Source organism: Streptomyces sp. NPDC059832, assembly GCF_042731715.1.
Classification (GTDB): Bacteria; Actinomycetota; Actinomycetes; order Streptomycetales; family Streptomycetaceae; genus Streptomyces.
This window is the reverse complement of record NZ_JBHWIY010000102.1, coordinates 1-2,226: the sequence shown is the minus strand read 5'-3', so window position 1 is coordinate 2,226 and position 2,226 is coordinate 1. Positions and strand designations below refer to the sequence as shown.

Annotated in this window: 3 protein-coding genes; all 3 read left to right on the top strand. The window is 60.4% G+C overall.

The features are described from left to right. Positions 1-198 precede the first annotated feature (198 nt). Genes ACFV8T_RS45485 through ACFV8T_RS45475 form a run of 3 tightly spaced genes read left to right on the top strand, consistent with a single transcriptional unit; the run spans position 199 to position 2,087 of the window. A complete protein-coding gene (locus tag ACFV8T_RS45485) occupies positions 199-846 on the top strand; it encodes an aldo/keto reductase (protein WP_385339777.1) in 648 nt (215 codons plus the stop codon). A gap of 43 nt (positions 847-889) precedes the next feature. Then, the gene (locus ACFV8T_RS45480) at positions 890-1,495 is read left to right on the top strand and encodes a hypothetical protein (protein ID WP_385339775.1); all 606 of its coding nucleotides are present in this window, start codon (positions 890-892) and stop codon (positions 1,493-1,495) included. Then, on the top strand, positions 1,416-2,087 hold the full coding sequence (locus ACFV8T_RS45475) for a class I SAM-dependent methyltransferase (RefSeq protein WP_385339773.1): 672 nt from the start codon (positions 1,416-1,418) through the stop codon (positions 2,085-2,087). Before ACFV8T_RS45480 ends, ACFV8T_RS45475 begins: the two co-directional genes overlap by 80 nt. The last annotated feature ends 139 nt before the right edge of the window (positions 2,088-2,226 follow it).

Below are 2,226 nucleotides of genomic sequence, written 5' to 3'. Positions count from 1 at the left end.
GCCGCTGGTCCGCCCGCGCGAACGGCTCGAACATCTCCGCCGCGAAGTCCTCCAGATCACACCGGACCGCAGCCAACTCCCCACTCAGCACGTCCTGTCAACGACACGACCCATCAAGAAGACACGCCATCACGGACCGCACATGACCAAGCCCTACTAGAAGCCCTGCGTGACCTGGAGAGGGTCACGGCGCTCGGCATGAGGGCACCCCACAGGCTCGTGGACGGCACCGCAGCCGCCGGCGATCGCAGCCAGATGAGCGCGGCCCGGTTCGACTTCCTCGTCCAGCAATTCCGCCCCGAGGTCATCACCACTACCTTCAACCCGCTCAGCCAGTTCCCCGACATCGAGGCCGCCGAGGACGAGGCGGACGAAGACATCTTCAGCTTCGCCCGCCGCCACGGCATCGCCACCATGACCTGCAAGCCCCTGGCGCAGGGACTGCTCACCGGAAAGTACCCCCAGGACACGGCCTTCGGCCCCGGAGACGTCCGCTCCCGCATCACTGCGCCGGTCCCGGAAGCCGTCCAGCGAGGCCTGCAGCCTCTGCGGGACCGGTTCGGATCCGCCCCGCAGGACCTCGCCCGGGTCGCCCTTCACTACTGCCTCAAACGCTGTCCGGACTCGATCGTTCTGACCGGATTCACCAGTTCACAACAGGTGGCCGCGAACTACGAGGGCCTGGAGATCGAACTGAGCGAACCGGACTGCGAATTCGTCAACAGTGCGTACGCGGCCGTGCGCGCCGAGCTGGTGGAGCTCGGCCACCTCCGCTCAAGGGATGCGGTGTCCGTGCCATGTATCCCCGGACCGAGCCGGCCTGCCCACGTTCCCGAGGAGCGATGACGCCCCCCGTGCGTGCCGCGCAAGGTGAGAAATGGAGGCCCACATGAGCCCAAACAGTACCTATTGGATGAACTACGCCATTGGCGTCGCACAAAGGGCGCCACAATCAGGTCGGCGGGTCGGCGTTGCGCTCGTTTCTGAACACGACTTGATTTGCTCCGCCTTCGAGGGCGAAGTTCGCGGCGCGTCCTGGTATCGCATTCTGCGGCGCAGGATTCAAGAATTCGGAATATCCAGCGCACACAGCGTATACCTGACGATCAACACCCTGTCAGCGGCCTGGTCGTTTGAGCTTGCCGAGCTCTTCAAGGAAGTGCGCATCGACAGGGTTTATGTCGGTCTGCCAGACCCCGCGCTGACGAGTTACCTCGATGACGATCCCGTCACTGTACTAGGTCATGTACACCGCTTCCCCGACGATTTGCAGCGCGAGATCCTCGAGCAGAACCGAGATTTCTACGCAGTGAGCGAGCAAAATATCGAGTGCAACCCCCACTACTCCACACATCACATTAGTGAAGCCGTCTCCACCAGGCTAAGGTCGAGGGGGTTCGCACTTTCCAGGAGCGATGTCAATGCGAACAGGGGGGAGGTTTGCGCTCGCTTCTCTAATCTGCCAGAGGTATGGGATCAAGTGCAAAGAGGCTGATCGTGCCCTAAACGACGCACTGTCCGAAGCGTTTGACGCGAAGTACGGCACCTATGACTACGCGTACGACGCTCGTGTCGCCAACTTGAGGTGGACCGACGACTTCATGTCGGTTTACAGGAGGTCGTCCACAAGGTCTCTGTCTATCGTTAACATCCTCAACGTCGGCGTCGGAGCCGGTTACGAAGCAGCAGCCTTGTTTTCAGATTGTCCGCAGATCACCTTTGTTGACATCGCGGAACGTGGCCCTGCAAATATAAGCGAACGTATTCCCTCGTCGAGAACTGTCGTCTCTAGCGCCGAAGACCTGTCTGCCCTACCGGAAAACAGTTACGACCTGTATGTCTCCTTGAGAACGTACAACTCGTCGTTCTTCGATACGTCCGCAGCGGCCTCAGAGGCGCACAGAGTACTGAAGCCCGGCGCGGTGATTATTGTCTCCGTAGCCAACGGATTTCTGTATACTCAGCGGGGCTGCGTCGTGCCAGGACTGATCATCCCCGGCGCTGAGTTCGTCGACCTCTATCGCGGGATGGACACAGCCAATCTAATTGGTGCGGAGCTCGACTGTGCTGGATTTAAAGATATCTGAATGTTCCCGACAAGTGTCGAGATTTACCTGTCGGCTGTGTCACCGCCTAAGGGCTGTCCCGTAATCCCTGGTGGATCAGCGTGCGGCGTCAGATGCGGTGCATCGCAAGGCGGAGGGACGCCCGAATACTGGATGTATT